16 protein-coding genes are annotated in these 14,055 nt (G+C 68.3%); 6 read left to right on the top strand and 10 right to left on the bottom strand.

Translation table 11 applies throughout. The features are described from left to right. Window positions 1–13: 13 nt before the first annotated feature. From E0H75_RS26605 to E0H75_RS26585, 5 genes are read right to left on the bottom strand one after another with little or no spacing between them, the layout of a single operon-like run. Window positions 14–1,591 carry a glucoamylase family protein gene (locus tag E0H75_RS26605; RefSeq protein ID WP_131516371.1) on the bottom strand — a complete coding sequence of 526 codons (1,578 nt, stop codon included), beginning with the start codon at window positions 1,589–1,591 and terminating at the stop codon, window positions 14–16. Window positions 1,592–1,629: 38 nt separating this feature from the next. Beyond that, the gene (locus E0H75_RS26600) at window positions 1,630–2,442 is read right to left on the bottom strand and encodes a carbohydrate ABC transporter permease (protein WP_131516370.1); all 813 of its coding nucleotides are present in this window, start codon (window positions 2,440–2,442) and stop codon (window positions 1,630–1,632) included. Further along, window positions 2,442–3,416, bottom strand: coding sequence for a carbohydrate ABC transporter permease (locus tag E0H75_RS26595; RefSeq protein WP_238163294.1), 975 nt, complete (start codon window positions 3,414–3,416; stop codon window positions 2,442–2,444). The genes E0H75_RS26600 and E0H75_RS26595 overlap by 1 nt, the downstream gene beginning before the upstream one ends. Before the next feature lie 5 nt (window positions 3,417–3,421). After that, the gene (locus E0H75_RS26590; RefSeq protein WP_131516369.1) at window positions 3,422–4,714 is read right to left on the bottom strand and encodes a sugar ABC transporter substrate-binding protein; all 1,293 of its coding nucleotides are present in this window, start codon (window positions 4,712–4,714) and stop codon (window positions 3,422–3,424) included. Window positions 4,715–4,725: 11 nt separating this feature from the next. Further along, window positions 4,726–5,760, bottom strand: a complete 1,035-nt coding sequence (locus E0H75_RS26585; RefSeq protein WP_131516368.1) for a LacI family DNA-binding transcriptional regulator — start codon at window positions 5,758–5,760, stop codon at window positions 4,726–4,728. 106 nt (window positions 5,761–5,866) lie between these two features. Here E0H75_RS26585 and E0H75_RS26580 point away from each other — a divergent pair, with 106 nt between their 5' ends. Continuing rightward, on the top strand, window positions 5,867–6,442 hold the full coding sequence (locus E0H75_RS26580; RefSeq protein ID WP_131516367.1) for a histidine phosphatase family protein: 576 nt from the start codon (window positions 5,867–5,869) through the stop codon (window positions 6,440–6,442). Window positions 6,443–6,494: 52 nt separating this feature from the next. Here the strand turns inward: E0H75_RS26580 and E0H75_RS43215 are convergent, their stop codons facing one another. Then, window positions 6,495–7,451: a hypothetical protein gene (locus E0H75_RS43215; RefSeq protein WP_165554042.1), complete on the bottom strand. Its 957-nt coding sequence runs from the start codon at window positions 7,449–7,451 to the stop codon at window positions 6,495–6,497. 119 nt (window positions 7,452–7,570) lie between these two features. Continuing rightward, window positions 7,571–8,128 carry a TetR/AcrR family transcriptional regulator gene (locus E0H75_RS26565; RefSeq protein ID WP_131516364.1) on the bottom strand — a complete coding sequence of 186 codons (558 nt, stop codon included), beginning with the start codon at window positions 8,126–8,128 and terminating at the stop codon, window positions 7,571–7,573. An 89-nt stretch (window positions 8,129–8,217) separates the two neighbouring features. Between E0H75_RS26565 and E0H75_RS26560 the strand changes: the two genes are divergently transcribed. Continuing rightward, a complete protein-coding gene (locus E0H75_RS26560; protein WP_131516363.1) occupies window positions 8,218–8,634 on the top strand; it encodes a DUF4267 domain-containing protein in 417 nt (138 codons plus the stop codon). Here the strand turns inward: E0H75_RS26560 and E0H75_RS26555 are convergent. Continuing rightward, window positions 8,610–9,374, bottom strand: a complete 765-nt coding sequence (locus E0H75_RS26555; RefSeq protein WP_131516362.1) for a GNAT family N-acetyltransferase — start codon at window positions 9,372–9,374, stop codon at window positions 8,610–8,612. The two genes, E0H75_RS26560 and E0H75_RS26555, sit on opposite strands and share 25 nt — an antisense overlap. Before the next feature lie 17 nt (window positions 9,375–9,391). Further along, window positions 9,392–10,234 (bottom strand): NAD(P)H-binding protein, encoded by an 843-nt coding sequence (locus tag E0H75_RS26550; protein ID WP_131516361.1) that lies wholly within the window; start codon window positions 10,232–10,234, stop codon window positions 9,392–9,394. A gap of 85 nt (window positions 10,235–10,319) precedes the next feature. Here E0H75_RS26550 and E0H75_RS26545 point away from each other — a divergent pair, with 85 nt between their 5' ends. Continuing rightward, a complete protein-coding gene (locus E0H75_RS26545; RefSeq protein ID WP_131516360.1) occupies window positions 10,320–11,027 on the top strand; it encodes a helix-turn-helix domain-containing protein in 708 nt (235 codons plus the stop codon). Here E0H75_RS26545 and E0H75_RS26540 read toward each other — a convergent pair whose 3' ends face one another. Beyond that, window positions 11,028–11,432: an NUDIX domain-containing protein gene (locus tag E0H75_RS26540; RefSeq protein ID WP_131516359.1), complete on the bottom strand. Its 405-nt coding sequence runs from the start codon at window positions 11,430–11,432 to the stop codon at window positions 11,028–11,030. Window positions 11,433–11,572: 140 nt separating this feature from the next. On the opposite strand from E0H75_RS26540, the gene E0H75_RS26535 reads away from it, so the two are divergent. The 3 genes from E0H75_RS26535 to E0H75_RS26525 are packed head-to-tail and all read left to right on the top strand — an operon-like array spanning window position 11,573 to window position 13,966. Next, a complete protein-coding gene (locus tag E0H75_RS26535; RefSeq protein WP_131516358.1) occupies window positions 11,573–12,454 on the top strand; it encodes a PHP domain-containing protein in 882 nt (293 codons plus the stop codon). Continuing rightward, window positions 12,451–13,068 (top strand): MarC family protein, encoded by a 618-nt coding sequence (locus E0H75_RS26530; RefSeq protein WP_131516357.1) that lies wholly within the window; start codon window positions 12,451–12,453, stop codon window positions 13,066–13,068. Before E0H75_RS26535 ends, E0H75_RS26530 begins: the two co-directional genes overlap by 4 nt. 22 nt (window positions 13,069–13,090) lie before the next feature. Continuing rightward, window positions 13,091–13,966 (top strand): RecB family exonuclease, encoded by an 876-nt coding sequence (locus E0H75_RS26525; RefSeq protein WP_202873185.1) that lies wholly within the window; start codon window positions 13,091–13,093, stop codon window positions 13,964–13,966. Window positions 13,967–14,055: the final 89 nt, after the last annotated feature.

The raw sequence follows: 14,055 nt of genomic DNA, 5'->3' as shown, positions 1-14,055 counted from the left end.
CTCCCGTTTCCTGTCACTCGAGCCCGGACTCGAACTGCTCCATCGCGATCAGCGGCCGGATCCGGCGCTCCACCGTCTTGGTGCTGAAGTTCCGCCGGACCACGTCATTGGCGAAGACGTTGCCGATGGCACCCATCACCATCGCCTGGTCGAGCGCCAGGTACCGCTGGGCGATCAGGCCGGAGCGGACCGCGACCGAGTCGTAGAAGCCGCCGGCGCCGTACGCGTGCAGGTTCGTCTCGATCCGGCGCAAATTCTCGATCGCCTGTCCCGGTGCGTACTGCATCGCCAGGAACGCGGCGTGCGGGGTGACCACGCCGTCGCCGAAGGTCGGATTCGGGTTGACGCCCTCGCGGCAGCCCTCGAAGCCGGCGTCGAAGTTCGTCGCCTCCAGGTCGGACGGGTAGCCGCCCGGGTCCATCCCGATCGCCTCGACTCCGTAGACGGAGTACCCGCCCTTCGGGTTCGACGCCGGCGAGAAGCCCCAGTAGCCGTACTTCGCGTCGTCCAGTCCGTGCTCGATCTGCGCGCGGACGGTGAGCGGGTGGTTGATGCCCCAACTGCGCGGCGCCCAGGTCGATTCGGGGATGAACAGATCGGGCATCAGGGACTCGAACATGTCGCCACCCCAGGACGGCACGAGCCGCATCCCGCGGTACGAGTAGGTGCCCTCGAAGACGTCGAGACCAAGGTACGTCCGGTGCACGCCCTTCGGCTTCTGCTCGACCCAGGACCAGTCGCACGAGTCCGGGAACGTCCGGTACGTCGCGAAGTACTGCGTGTGCGGGACCTGATCGAGTGCGAATCCCATGTAGCCGGCGATCCGGGCCTCGGTGTTGCAGGTGTCGTAGTGGAACTTGCGGTAGTACACGTCAGGTCCGGTGCCGGCGTGGTTGCCCTTGTCGGTCTCCTCGTCCGGCGGCGGGGTCTCGAAGAAGCCGCCGCGCATGAGCCCGCCGGGCCGGGCCGCCGGGTTGTAGTAGTAGGCGAAGTTCATCTTGCTCAGCAGCGAATCCGCCAGTGCGCGGGCGCCCGGCTCGGCGTTGCGGACCACCATCAGCGCGCAGGCGAACCAGCCGTTGTCGACACTCGACACGAACGGCGTGATCGGCTTCGTCCCGTCCGGGTCGACGTACCGCACCTCACCGGTCGACTCGTCGTACCAGTTGAAGTACATGCCGCTCGGCTCGTGGTGGTCGACCTTCGACATCGTGGTCAGGGTCTGGGTGATCCGGCGCAGCGACTCCTTCGGCGAGATGATGCCGAGGTGGCGGGCGACGACCGTGCTCCACAGGTAGCCGCCGATGTTGGTGGGGGAGGTGTACTGGCTGCGGACCGGATTCGTGATCGAGGAGCCGATGTTGTCGGCGGGCAGGCCGGTCTTCTCGTCGGTCATCGCGACCAGGCTGCGCCAGGTGTCTCGCGCCCAGCGTCCGACCAGGGCCTTGTCCTCACGGCCCGGCTTCCAGTTGCCCTTCAGGAGGGCGGCCGGGTCGGGCGTCCCGGCGTACGTCGTGCTTGCGGTGGTGCCGATCAGCGCGGCGGCGCCGCCGGCGGCGAGCAGGGTACGGCGACTGATGTTGGCGGTCATCCAAGTCTCCAGAGGTCTACTTGAGTCCGGTGCTGTGGCTATTTCAGTCCGGTGATGGCAATGCCCTTGGTGACATGACGCTGGAAGGCGAGGAACATCACCAGCACCGGCAGGACGACCACGACCGCGCCGGCCATCAGCAGGCCGTAGTTCTGCGCGTTCTGGCCGGTCGAGTACAGCGCCAGGGCGACGGGAAGGGTGTATTTGTCCTCGGTCTGGGCGATCACCAGCGGCCAGAGGAAGTTGTTCCAGGAACCGAGGAAGGTCAGGATGCCGAGCGTGGCCAGGGCCGGCCGCGTCAACGGCAGCATGATGCGGCCGAAGATGCCCAGTTCGCTGGTGCCGTCCACCCGGCCGGCGTCCATCAGGTCGTCCGGCAGTCCGGAGAAGAACTGCCGCATCAGGAAGACGCCGAACGGCGACACCAGGAACGGCAGGATCAGGCCGGGGTAGCTGTTCGCCAGCCCGGCGTTGGTGACGAGCACGAACAGCGGCACGAACGTGACCATGCCGGGGATCATCAGCGTCGCCAGCACCAGCACGAACAGCGCGTCGCGGCCCTTGAACCGCAGCTTGGCCAGCGCGTAGCCGATCATCGAGCAGAAGGTCAGGTTCCCGGCCGTCACGACCAGCGCGACCAGGGTCGAGTTGAGGAAGTAGCGCGGGAAGCTCGCCTTGTTGAACAGGTCGCCGTAGTTCTGCGTGGTCGGATTGTCCGGCCACCAGGTCGGCGGGACGCGGAGCAGTTCGCCCTGCGTCTTGAAACTGCCGAGCACCATCCACAGGAACGGCGCCGCGACGGCCACCAGGCCGAGCACCCCGATCAGGTAGATCCACCAGGTACGGCGCATCACTTCTCCCTCAGCAGCCGGAACTGGATGAACGTGACCACGGCGATGACGACGAACAGGATGTAGGCCATCGACGTGGCCAGGCCGTAGTTGCCGAACCCGAACTGCTGGTACGTGTACATCGACACCGACAGCGTGCTGTTCAGCGGACCGCCCTGGGTCATCACCAACGGCTCTTCGAAGAACTGCAGGTAGCCGATCCCGGTGGTCACGCTGGTGAACAGCACGGTGGGTCGCAGCAACGGCAGGATCAGGTAGCGGAATCGTTGCCATGAGCCCGCACCGTCGATCTGACCGGCCTCCTCGACCGTCTGCGGGATGCCCTGCAAACCGGCCAGGAAGATGATCATCGCGGAGCCGAAGTTGCGCCAGACCGCCATCGCGATCAGCGACGGCATCGCCAGCGTCTTCGACGCCAGCCAGTTGGGCCCGTCGATGCCGAACCAGCCGAGCACGGTATTCACCAGTCCGGAGTCGGGCGCCAGTACGAACCGCCAGATCACCGCGATCGCGACGATCGACGTGACGACGGGCAGGTAATAGCCGACCTTGAACAGGCTCTGGAACCGCTTCACCCCACGGTCCAGCAGGACCGCGGCCGCCAGCGCGACGACCAGCGTGAGCGGTACGCCGAGGATCACGAAGTACGCCGTGTTGAACGCGGCCTTGCGGAACGTCTCGTCCGACAACGCCTTCACGTAGTTGCCGAACCCGACACCGTTCACCGCGAACGGCGTCCGCAGATCCCGCTGCCGCATATCGGTGAAGCTCATCCCCAACGACCCGAGCACTGGCCCGGCCGTGAACGCGACGAACAGCAGCACGAACGGAAGGACGAGCACCCACGCCGCGAAGGTCTGCCGATCCAGCCGCCTGGTGCGAGGACGCGAACCGACCGTGCGCGCACCTCCACCCGATCGCGGTCCTCCCGACGAGGTCCGCAGCGCCTCGTCGGGAGCTGTGTCATGAACCATCGCGATCAGCTACCAGTGCCGATCGACGATGCCTTGGTCTGGGTGGCTTTGGCGGTGTCGGCGGGGGACTGGCCCGACTTCGCCATCTTCTCGATCTCGGTGTCGAACGCGTTCGCGACCTGCTCCCAGTTCACCACCGCGGGCGGCGCCTTCGCGCTCTCCAACTGCTTGCCGAAGACCGGCAGCAGCGGGTCGGAGGCGATGCTCGGGTCCTGCCACGCGCTCTTCACCGCCGGCAGGTCGGACGACATCTTGAACCACGCCGCCTGCGTCTTCGCATCGGACAGGAACTTGACCAGCTTCCAGGCGCTGTCCTTGTTCTTCGACGTCTTGAACACGACGAAGTTGGAGCCACCGACGAACGACGTCGAGGTCTTGTTCTTCGGGATCTCGAACACACCGATGTTCGGCTTGATCGCGTCCCCGCCGAGCTTGGCCACCGACCCGGCCATCCACGGCCCGGAGATGAACATCGGCACCTGGCCGCTGACGAACTGCGCCTCGGTCTGGTTCGGCGGCAGGTCGGTGCCGGCCAGCTTCTCGGTGAAGAAGCTCTGGTAGTACTTCAGCCCCTCCTGCATCTCCGGAGTGTCGAAGGTGAACTCCTTCTGGTCGTCCGTGGTGAGGTTCGCACCGGCGGACCAGGCGAACGGCATCACGGTCTGCCAGGAGCCGGTACCGCCCGGCTGCAGGTTGATCCCGTACTTCGCGCCGGCCTTCTCCTTCATCGCCTTGGCCATCGCCTTCAGGCCGTCCCAGTCGGTCGGCGGCGTGGTGACTCCGGCCTTCGCGGCCAGGTCCTTGCGGTAATAGACCAACCGCGTCTCGACGTACCACGGAACGCCGTACTGGGTGTCACCCACCTTGGTGGTGTCCAGTGCGCCGGGGTAGAAGCCGCCGTTGTCGAAGCCCTGCGGAGTCGGGTCGAGTGCGCCGAGGTCGGCGAACTCGCCCATCCAGGTGGTGCCCACCATCGCGGCATCCGGCAGCGACTGCGCCGTGATCGCGGTGGTGAACTTGCTGTGCGCGGCGTCCCACGGGATCGGCGTGACGGTCACCTTCACGCCCGGGTTGGCCTGCTGGAACTGCTGCATCAGCTTGGGCAGGTTCTCGCCCTCGGTCCCCATCGCCCACACGGTCAGATTGCCGGTGGCGGGTCCTTCGCTGACCGTCGTCGTCGCCTGTGAACCCCCGCTCGGGGTGTCCTCGGACCGGCCACATCCCGCAAGCGCGAGAGCTGTGGCGGTGAGCGCAGCGCTGCCGATCACCAATCGGCGGCGGATGCTGTGGGTGAACATGTGTTGTCTCCTCACTCGGTTCCTGCTGCATCCCCCGGTTGCGCCGTGCCACAGCTGTCCCGTAGCACGAGTTGCGTCGCCAGTACGTCGTTCCGCGCCCGGGTCCGTTCCCCGGTCACGCGTTCGTGCAGTCGTTGTGCGGCGAGCCGGCCGAGCTCGATCATCGGCTGCCGCACCGTGGTGAGCCCCGGCGACACGTATCGCGCGGCCATCACGTCGTCCCACCCGGTCACCACGATCTCGTCCGGTACGCCGATGCCCTGCGCGGCCAGGCTGTTCATCGCCGCCAGCGCGAGCTCGTCGTTCGCGCAGACCAGCCCGTCCGGCGGATTCGTTGCCCGAAGCACCCTCTCGCCGACCTCGGCGCCGGACTCCTCGGTGAGCGGGACCCGCTCGGGCTCCGGCGGCGCCAGCCCGCGACGGGCGTGGGCCCGGGCGAACCCGGCGTACCGCTCGGAGACGTCGTACGAACTGGCTGGATCGCCGACGAACAACAGGTTCGTCTGCCCGTGATCGAGCAACCGGTTCGTCAGCTGCTCGGCACTGGCAGCGCTCTCGCTCCGGACCGAGTCGCAGCCGGTCATTGGGGGATGGGCGACCAGCACCAGCGGGGCGCCTGTCTTGCGCAGGTCCTGGATCGTCGACAGGTCCAGAGCGTTGCCGTGGACAACTATCCCGTCGACCCGGCCGGCCAGGTCGCGGACGCTGCGGCGAGGATCCGGGTGGCCGTGCGTCACCGTGATCACCACGCTCTGGCCGTGCTCGCCGGCCCAGCGTTCGTACCCCATCAGCAGGTCGCCGTAGAACGGGCCGGCCAGGTCGGGCAGTACGAGCCCATGCGCCTCATGCCGTTGTACCGCCAGGCTTCGGGCGGCGCGCAGCGGTACGTAGTTGAGCTCCTGCGCCGCCTGGTCGACCCGGGCCCGCGCCTTCTCCGACACCGGTCCGGTCCCTTGCAGGACGCGCGAAACCGTCGCGATCGACAGCTTCGCGCGGGCCGCGACGTCGTAGATCGTCGCCGGCCTCCCGCTGGTTCCGGATGCCACGTGCTCGCTCCTGAGGAGTCGGAGTGGAAGCGCTTACAGTTTCCGACCCTGCCCTGCTCCAGGTGCATCGGTCAAGACCTCGGCCCGGATCTGCGACGATGAAAGCGTGACCACACCGGAACGAACCGACCAGCTCTTCCTGGTCCGGCACGGCGAGACCGAGTGGAGCCGGGCCGGCCGGCACACGTCCGTCACCGACCTTCCGCTGACCGCGGACGGCGAGCAGGTCGCGGCGTCGCTGAAGCAACGCCTGGCGGCCGAGAACTTCGACCTGGTCCTCACCTCACCGCGGCAACGTGCCCGGCGTACGGCGGAGTTGGCCGGTTACCCGGACGCCGAGGTCGACGACGACCTGGTCGAGTGGGACTACGGGGACTACGAAGGCATCACCACCGCGGAGATCCGCGAGACCGTGCCCGGCTGGACGGTCTGGGACGATCCCGTACCCAACGGCGAAGCCCCGGCCCAGGTGGCGGCCCGCCTCGACCGCGTCAACGCCCGCATCGCCGCAGTCTCCGGCGACGTCCTCGTCTTCGGCCACTCCCACGCCCTCCGTGCCCTCACCGCCCGCTGGCTCGAACTGGACGTCACCGAAGGCCGCCACTTCGTCCTCAACACCGCCACCATCTCAGTCCTAGGCTGGGAACGAGGCTCCCCCGCAATCCACCACTGGAACAACTAGCCGCTTCCCGGAAACAAATCGCCGCTGCGCGACACTTTCTTTCCGAAGAGCGTCAGCGGACCGGGCAGGTTGGCCCGCACCGCTTCGCCGCCAGGGCCGGCGTCCGCCGACGCAGTACCTGCAGGACCTGTACGGCGGCCTCGCACGGCCGGCCGGTGACGTCGAACCAGCCGTAACGCAGCGTCGACTCGGTCCGCAGCGTGGCACGGTTGTCTCGATCGAGGTCACGCCATCGCTGCCGCGGGACCAGGTGGAGCTGCCCGTCGAGCTCGACCACGAGCTCGAACCCGGCATAGAACACGTCGGTGAACTCGCGGTCCACCGCGCGTTGCCGTTGCCCGGTCGGCAACGCGTGCTTGCGCTCGACGTCGCGCAGATAGCGCAGCTCGAGCAGCGAATGTGACCCGGCAGCGACGTCCTCGATGATCGGCCGGAGCGATCGGCGATGCCGCAACCGCGGACGGCCGGCCATCGCCCTCACGATCTCCGCGGGAGCGACTCGGCCGCTCTGACAGGCCTCGGCGATCACCGCCGCCGCCCCGTCAAGGGATCGTGTGATGCCCACGATGTCGAGGACGGCATGTGCCGGAGTCCGTCGAGGCGGTACGACGGCGGCGACGCGAGCCGCCCAGTGCTGGTCGCGATGTACGACGAGATTCGGCTGGCGCCGGACCCGGCGGTGTTCCGGGATCGTCACGTAGACCGAGCGGTTGCGGTCCGGGGTGATCAGGCCGAGCTGCTCCGCCGCGGTGTAATGGCTCCACGCCGCCTCGGGTCCGGAGTAGAGCAGGGCCGCCAGCAGCTGCTCGTCGTACCCGATCGGTCCGGTATGGGTGGCGTAGACGCCGGGGTGGACGGTCTGCCAGCGTCGAGCCCGCAACGGTTGCCGGATCCGCGCCTTGGACCAGCCGGCGGCGGACAGCTGGACGCGCGACACGATCCGTTGCTGGTCGTGGATCAGCGCGTCGATGCCCTCGTCCGCGAGCTGTCGCCGCCACCACCAGTCCATCCGCTCAAGCGTGACGGATTTCGCCGACCCTCGCCGAGGCGGCTGTGGACAACCACCTCGTACCGTCGCTCTCCGGAAACCATTCGCCGCTGAGCGACGAATTGTTTCCGCGAAGGGCTTCAGGGGTGGCCGATGGCGGCGATCAGGTGGTTGAGGCGTTGTTGGTGGTGGGTGGGGCGGAGGCGGGAGCCGTTGGCGAGGGTGGCGAGGCCGTGGAGGGAGCTCCAGAACACCTCGGTGAGGGTTTCGGGGTCGTCGGGTGCGAACGGGGTGACGGCGGCCATGATCTCGCCGAACGTCGTCCTCAGGATCTCGGGAGTCTCGACCTGTCCGAACAGCAGGTCTGTGTGTCGTACGAACATCGCGTCGTAGACGGCCGGGTGCTCCTCGGCGTACCGCAGGTAGGCCTCGGCCAGTCCGCGTAGACCGTCGCGTTCCCGACCGGTGCGGAGTACGGCGGCCAGTTCTTCGAAGCCTTCGAGTGCCACGGCGGTGGAGATGGCGTCCATGTTCTTGAAGTGGCCGTAGAGGACGGGCTGGCTGTAGTCGACGGCTTCGGCCAGGCGGCGGGTGGTGACGGCCTCCCACCCTTCGGCCTCGGCGAGTTCGCGGGCGGTGCGCACGATCAGCTCCCGCCGCTCCTCCAGCGCCCGTTCCCTGCGTGTGTGACTCGGCATAGACCGGATCTTAGCACCGCTAGACAATCTAGCAATGGCAGTGTTAGCGTCGCTAGAGAAGTTAGCGCTGCTAGATCAAGGAGTCCATCATGCGTCGTTTCGTCACTGTGCTCACCGTCCTGCTCGGCCTGTTCCCGATCTCGTTCGGCCTGCGATTCCTCTTCGACGGGCCTGGAGCCGCCGCCGGGTTCGGCATCGACCCCTGGCCGACCGGTACCGCGGCCGGGTACTTCCCCGTGAAGGGGATCCGCGACGTCGCCTTCGGCCTGGTCATCCTGGTCCTGTTCGCACTCGGCGAGCGCCGTGCGACCGGCATCGTGATGGCGCTTGTCGCACTCATCCCGATCGTGGACATGACCGTCGTACTGACCCACGGCGGCTCGGTCGCCACCGCGCTCGGCATCCACGGCCTCACGGCACTGGTGGTCGGTTTCGACGCCTGGCTGCTGCTCCGCCAACGCTCCGCTGTTCCGGCCGCTGCTCAGCCGGTGGGCGTCCATTCGTAGAGGTCGATCGTGCAGTACTCGCGGAACCCGAGCCCGGCGTACAACGACCGCCCGGCCGGCGACGATCCCAGTACGCCGTACTCCGCAACGCCATCGGCCTCGCGGAGGGCGGCGTACGTGATCGCCGCGCCGATCCCGCGCCGCCGCGCCTGGGGGACCGTCATCACGAAGTACACCCCGGCCACCTCGGCGCCGAGGAAGATCGTGGTCGTCGCGACCGGCTCACCGTCGAGCCGTCCGAGGTAGTGCCGCCACGGATCGCCGTACCCGAGCTGCCGGTAGACCTCGGCGACCCACCGAGCCTCCTTCACGCCCTCCCCGAACCCCTGCCCGAGCGTCGCCTCCCACGTCGCGAGCTCCTCGTCGTCCCGCACCCGTGTGATCTCGAGCCCTGGAACGACGGCCGGCGTCCGCAGCTCGTCCAGCCGCACGGCCATCCCGGGCTCACTCCCGCCGTACGTGAAGCCGCCCGCGACCAACTGCTCAGTCAGACCGTCCGACCGCATCGACGGCCCGACATGCCAGCTCCCCGGTACGCCGTGATTCCTCAACTCAGCAAGGGATTCCGCGATCACTTCCTCGCCGGTCGCTCCAACCACCGCGTTGTGGTAATCGATCGGCGAACCTCCGATCGTCCACCGTGCCGCGGCGTCGTCCCGCTGCACACCACCTCCGGCGGCCCCCATCGCCATCAGCAGTTCGGCCGCGTTCTCCTCGACCGCCCGCACGACGTTCTCCATCAGGACAGTCTGGCCGATCACCCGAACGCAGCGCCATTGCTTTCCGCCCAACCGCGGAAGGTGCCGGCCGGGCGTCCGAGCACCCGCTCGACATCGGCGGTGAACGTCTTGTCCGCACCGCTTCTGATCAGCTCGGCACCCCGGATCGCGACCGACACCACCGCCTCGTCCATCCCCGCGGCCCGCATCCGCTCTGCCGCGACCTCCCGCGGTACGTCGCTCACCGCGAACTCCCGGCCGAGCACCTCCGACAACTGCCGCACCTGATCCGGCACGCTCAACAGTTCCGGCCCAGTCAGTGTGTAGATCTGCCCGTCGTGATCCGCTGACAGCAGCGCCTCGGCCGCGACCGCGGCGACATCCCGCGGATCCACGAACGCGTGCACGCCCGAACCGGTCAGGTTGGGAATCGCTTGTCCGGCGCGGATCGCCGGCACCCAGCGCAGTGCGTTCGACGCGAAGCCGGCCGGTCGCAGGATCGTCCACGCCAGACCGCTCTCCCGCACCGCCTGTTCACCGGCCGCGTGCCAGTTGCCCGGCATGCCCTGCTCAGTACTCCCGATCGCCGACAACTTGACGATCTTGCGTACGCCGGCCTCGACCGCGGCATCCATCATCGCCCGATCATGTTCAGGTACCCGTGGCCCCGGCGCGCTGAGCAGGAAGACCTCGCGCACATCCTCAGTTGCCCGACGCAATGACATGGGATCCTCGAAATCCCCTTGTGTGATGATGACGTCGGGAGTTGGTTGCATGCGGCCCGGTTCGCGGGTCATCGCGCGGACGGGGGTGCCGCGGGCAACCAGTTGACGGACGAGCTCGCTGCCGATGGTGCCCGTGGCACCGGTGACCAGGATCATGCGATCACTCTGCGGAGTACGCCGTACCGCTGGATAGGAACTTTCGGTACTACGGCGGGGGCCGACGACTGGCTAGGCTCGAACCGTGCGCGCACTGGAGCCGTGGGTCGAGGAGATCACCCTGCAACGCTCCGACGTGTCGATGATCGTGCTCCCACCGGACCCCGCGACCACGCTGGTGTGGCGGATCAACGCCGCCGGGGAGAGCGACGTACTGATCGCGGGTCCCCGGACCAAAGCGTCGTACCACTCGGGCAAGGAGCTACCTGTCTGCCTGCGACTGCGGATCAGGCCCGGCCAGGCGATGCCGCTGCTGGGGATTGCTGCCGATGAGTTGGTCGACCGGATTGTGCCGTTGAGCGACGTGTGTACGACGGCTGCAGGGCTTTCGGAGCGGCTGGATCGCGATCACCCTGAGCAAGCTGTCGCGGTCATCGGGAGCCATCTGCTCGAGCGGGTCCCGCGACGGCTGCCGGAGCGGTTCGAGTTGATCGGCGAGGCGGTGGAGGAACTGTCGTCGCGACGGAGCGTGGGGGAGACCGCAACCCGCCTCGGCGTGAGTGATCGGTACCTGCGCCGGATCTTCCGGCAGGCCGTCGGGCTGTCACCGAAGCATTTCGCCCGGATCGCCCGGGTGCGTGGCCTGATCAGCGAGAACCAGCGCTCGTGGTCAACGGCCGCTGCCGGGGCCGGGTACGCCGATCAGTCGCACCTGATCGCCGATTTCCGCGCCCTGATGCGGGTCACCCCGGCGGCGTTCGCCACCGGCCGGGTCCCGGTCACCAACTGCTGATCAGCCGGGGAGCGCGTTCCACTGCTCCAGCGTGGAAACGAGCAGGGTCGTGGTCGACAGGGCGAGGAACTCGGTGCGGGTGACGAACTTCGCGTCGGTGGCGTCGTCACCGGGAGTGAGCGTTCCACCCACCGCGGTCGCCTCGTAGTCGCGGATCACGTACAGCCGGCCCTGGGGGGCCTCGCGTTCGACCTCGCCGACCATGGCCCCGACCTGCACGGTCAGGCCGGTCTCCTCGGCGACCTCGCGAGCCACCGCGGTGGGATCGTCCTCGCCTGGCTCGACCCGTCCGCCGGGGAGCGCCCACAGCCCGCGGCCCGGTTCGTTGGCCCGGCGTACCACCAGCAGCCGGCGCTGCTCGTCGTACACGAGAGCACCCACACAGTCGACCCGCTCGGCATCCATGCGACGGCAGGATAGTGCTCGCCTGGGGACAACTGACAGTTCCGGCGAGTGAACGCGGCTAGCATCTGCGGTGACAGATGTCCTGATCACGGACATGACCACGGAAATGGTCACGGACACCGAAGGGATCCTCACCGCTCGTGCGCATCGATCTGCACACCCATTCGAACCGCTCGGACGGCACCGATCCGGTGGACGTCCTGATCGCGCACGCGCAGCAGGCCGGCCTCGATGTGATCGCGCTCACCGACCACGACACGGCGGACGGGTGGACCGACGGCCGCCGCGCAGCGGAGGAGCTGGAGATCGGGTTCGTGCCGGGGATCGAGATCTCCTGCAAGCTGCGCGGTATCAGCGTCCACCTGCTCGGCTACCTCCTCGACCCGTCGCAGCCTGAGCTCGCCGAGGAGCTGCGGATCGTCCGCGACGGCCGCACCGACCGGATCCCGTCGATCGTGGCCCGGCTGAACAGCATCGGCGTGTCACTGACCGTCGACGAGGTGCTGGCCCAGGCCACCGGTACGCCGTCCGTCGGGCGGCCGCATGTGGCCGACGCGCTGGTCGCCAACGGGACGGTCGCGAACCGTGGCGAAGCGTTCGACCGGTACCTCGCCGACGGCAGGGCCGGCCACGTCTCGCACTACGCGATCGAGCCCGGTCGCGCGATCGACCTGGTCCGCGCGGCCGGCGGCGTACCGGTGATCGCGCACCCGTGGGGCCGGTCCAGCTACAAGGTGATGACCCAGGACACCATCGCCAGGCTGGTCGCGGACCACGGCCTGGCCGGCATCGAGGTCGACCACCAGGACCACTCGGCCGAGTCCCGGGCCATGCTGCACCGGATCGCCGACGAGCTCGGCATCATCGCCACCGGCTCGAGCGACCACCACGGTGCGGGCAAGATCGACCATGAGCTGGGGGTGAACTCGACCGAGCCCGAGCAGTTCGAGCGGCTGCTCGAGGTCGCCAAGGCCAACGCGGCCGCCACCGACGCACAGGTCCCCGAGGCCTACCTGCCGTGAACAGTGTCATCAACCTCGGGCTGCTGAGCGAGGTCGTGGTCACGCTGTTCGTGATCATGGACCCGCCTGGCACGGTGCCCGTGTTCATCTCGCTGACCGCGGGTCAGTCCCGCGTGGTCCGGAAGAAGGCCGCCTGGCAGGCGGTGCTGGTCGCGTTCGGCGTGATCGTCGTGTTCGCTGCTTTCGGGCAGCAAATCCTGCACCACCTCGGCATCACGCTGCCGGCGCTGCAGTGCGCGGGCGGTCTGTTGCTTCTGCTGATCGCGCTGCAATTGCTGACCGACACCGCCGAGGACCCGGTTCAGACCAAGAACGTCAACATCGCCTTCGTCCCGCTGGGTACGCCGCTGCTGGCCGGGCCGGGTGCGATCGTTGCGACCATGGTGTTCGTGCAGCGGGCGAACGGCGCACTTCCGGACGTGATGGCGATCTCGGTCGGCATCATCCTGATCCATGTGGTGATGTGGCTCACGCTGCGGTTCTCCGGGATCATCATGCGGCTGCTGGGGGAGAACGGCGTTCTGCTCGTCACCCGGATCGCCGGTCTGCTGCTGAGCGCGATCGCCGTACAACTGGTGGCTGATGCCGTCACCGACTTCATCAAGGCGGGCTGACATGAGCGACATGCTGCCCGGGATGCCTACACGGCTGTTCGTCGCGACGCCGACCAAGCTGCTCACGTTCGCGGACTGCAAGCGGAAGTACCGGTACACGTACCTGGAGACGCCGCGGCCGCCGAAGGGACCGCCGTGGGCGCACAACACGGTCGGGGCGATCGTGCACGAGGTGCTCGCCGACTTCTTCGGTCGGTGGCCGGCTGCCCGCCGTACGCCGGATGAGGTGGTCGCGAAGATGCGGTCGAGCTGGCGGAGCGAGGGGTTCCGGGACGACCAGCAGTCGCTGGACTGGCGCGAGCGGTCGACCGAGATGGTGCTCGGGTACCTGCGCGACTCGGATCCGTACTACGAACCGCGCGGCGTGGAGCGCACCGTCGCCTTCACCACCGAGCGGGCGTCGCTGCGCGGGCGCGTCGACCGGATCGACGAACGACCGGCACGGGACGGGAGCGGCCGGACCGAGCTGGCGATCGTCGACTACAAGACCGGCCGGCGACCGCTGACACCGGTGGACGCGCGGTCATCGTTGGCGATGGCGCTCTATGTGCTGGGCGCGCGGCGGGTCCTGCACAAGTCGTGCACGCGGGTCGAGCTCCACCATTTGCCGACGAACACCGTGGCTGCGGCCGACCACGACGAGGCGTCGCTTGCCCGCCACCAGCGCCGCGCGGAGTCGATCGCGGACGATGCGGCCGCCGCCGAGGTCCGCTGGCGCGAAGGGCTGACCCCCGCCGAAGCCGACGAGGCGTTCCCGCCTGAGCCCTCACCCCTGTGCGGCTGGTGCGACTTCGCCCGAATCTGCCCCCAAGGCCGCCGCACCGCCCCACCCCGCGAGTCCTGGGCCGGCCTCGACGACACCTCCCCGATCCCCTCCACAGACGAGTCCCCCAGCTGATCGACGCCCGTCTGACCGCGGCTGAGGTCGGCCGGCTGTGCCTGATCGCGGTTGCCGTCGTCTCAGCCGGGTGAGGTTTGCTGAGGGCG

The organism is Kribbella capetownensis, from assembly GCF_004331485.1.
Lineage (GTDB): Bacteria > Actinomycetota > Actinomycetes > Propionibacteriales > Kribbellaceae > Kribbella > Kribbella capetownensis.
Note: the sequence above shows the minus strand (reverse complement) of the source record. Positions and strands in the feature narration are given on the sequence as shown.